A 1,371-nucleotide genomic window follows, 5' to 3' on the forward strand; every position below is an offset into this window, starting at 1 on the left:
TCTGTCCGCTCGACTTGCATGTATTAGGCACGCCGCCAGCGTTCGTCCTGAGCCAGGATCAAACTCTCCATAAAAAGAAATTTGATTAGCTCAAATTGTTTTGCTGGCATCATGTTTGATGTCCAAAATTTTGTTTCGTTCACTAACTCAAGGTTAGCTACTAAAAACTTTATTGATTACGTTTTGCTTGTTCAGTTTTCAAGGTTCATTTATTTTAATTGGTGGAGCCTAGCGGGATCGAACCGCTGACCTCCTGCGTGCAAGGCAGGCGCTCTCCCAGCTGAGCTAAGGCCCCAAAATTTAAGAAAAAATGGTCGGAATGACAGGATTCGAACCTACGACCCCTTGGTCCCAAACCAAGTGCTCTACCAAGCTGAGCTACATTCCGTTTGTTTTATTGGCGCGCCCGGCAGGAGTCGAACCCACAACCTTCTGATCCGTAGTCAGACGCTCTATCCAATTGAGCTACGGGCGCTAATTATAAAAATAAAATGGTGCCGAGGGCCGGAATCGAACCGGCACGGTAGTCACCTACCGCAGGATTTTAAGTCCTGTGCGTCTGCCAGTTCCGCCACCCCGGCACATTTGGAGCGGAAGACGAGGTTCGAACTCGCGACCCCCACCTTGGCAAGGTGGTGTTCTACCACTGAACTACTTCCGCATGTGCATAAGATTTATTTATCCTGGCAATATGAAATTCTTAAAAATGGTGCGGGTGAAGGGAGTCGAACCCCCACGCCTTGCGGCGCTAGATCCTAAGTCTAGTGCGTCTGCCAATTCCGCCACACCCGCATATTTTGTTGGCAATTAAATGGTGAGCCATGAAGGACTCGAACCTTCGACCCTCTGATTAAAAGTCAGATGCTCTACCAACTGAGCTAATGGCTCAAAACTATGGTGCCGGCGATAGGAGTCGAACCCACGACCTACTGATTACAAGTCAGTTGCTCTACCAACTGAGCTACACCGGCAAATGGTGGAGGATGACGGGCTCGAACCGCCGACCCCCTGCTTGTAAGGCAGGTGCTCTCCCAGCTGAGCTAATCCTCCTGGGTATAATGCCTAGCGACGTCCTACTCTCACAGGGGGAAGCCCCCAACTACCATCGGCGCTAAAGAGCTTAACTTCCGTGTTCGGTATGGGAACGGGTGTGACCTCTTTGCCATCATCACTAGACTATTTTAAAGACAAGATTTATTATAACACATTTTGTTATAATTGCAAGCTTTTTTTAAAAAACTTTCTTGTTCTTTCAAAACTGGATAAACGTGCATTGAATGTTTCAAACATTTTGGTTAAGTCCTCGATCGATTAGTATTCGTCAGCTCCATGTGTCACCACACTTCCACCTCGAACCTATCTACCTCATCG

General features: G+C 47.7%; 9 tRNA genes and 2 rRNA genes. All 11 read right to left on the minus strand.

Features of this window, described 5'->3' with window-relative positions:
* Positions 1-74: ribosomal RNA gene (locus tag BFJ97_RS23240) — 16S ribosomal RNA — on the minus strand; the annotation flags it as partial.
* 145 nt (positions 75-219) lie between these two features.
* Positions 220-295, minus strand: a tRNA-Ala gene (locus BFJ97_RS23245).
* A gap of 16 nt (positions 296-311) precedes the next feature.
* A tRNA-Pro gene (locus tag BFJ97_RS23250) sits at positions 312-388 on the minus strand.
* A 10-nt stretch (positions 389-398) separates the two neighbouring features.
* Positions 399-475 (minus strand) — tRNA-Arg (locus tag BFJ97_RS23255).
* Positions 476-492: 17 nt separating this feature from the next.
* Positions 493-581: transfer RNA gene (locus BFJ97_RS23260), tRNA-Leu, on the minus strand.
* A 5-nt stretch (positions 582-586) separates the two neighbouring features.
* A tRNA-Gly gene (locus tag BFJ97_RS23265) sits at positions 587-661 on the minus strand.
* Between the two features lie 46 nt (positions 662-707).
* Positions 708-792: transfer RNA gene (locus tag BFJ97_RS23270), tRNA-Leu, on the minus strand.
* 20 nt (positions 793-812) lie between these two features.
* Positions 813-888 (minus strand) — tRNA-Lys (locus BFJ97_RS23275).
* 7 nt (positions 889-895) lie between these two features.
* Positions 896-971, minus strand: a tRNA-Thr gene (locus BFJ97_RS23280).
* Positions 972-974: 3 nt separating this feature from the next.
* Positions 975-1,050, minus strand: a tRNA-Val gene (locus tag BFJ97_RS23285).
* 10 nt (positions 1,051-1,060) lie between these two features.
* Positions 1,061-1,176, minus strand: a 5S ribosomal RNA gene (gene rrf / locus BFJ97_RS23290).
* Positions 1,177-1,371 lie beyond the last annotated feature (195 nt).

Source organism: Lysinibacillus xylanilyticus (assembly GCF_001708185.1).
Classification (GTDB): domain Bacteria; phylum Bacillota; class Bacilli; order Bacillales_A; family Planococcaceae; genus Lysinibacillus; species Lysinibacillus xylanilyticus_A.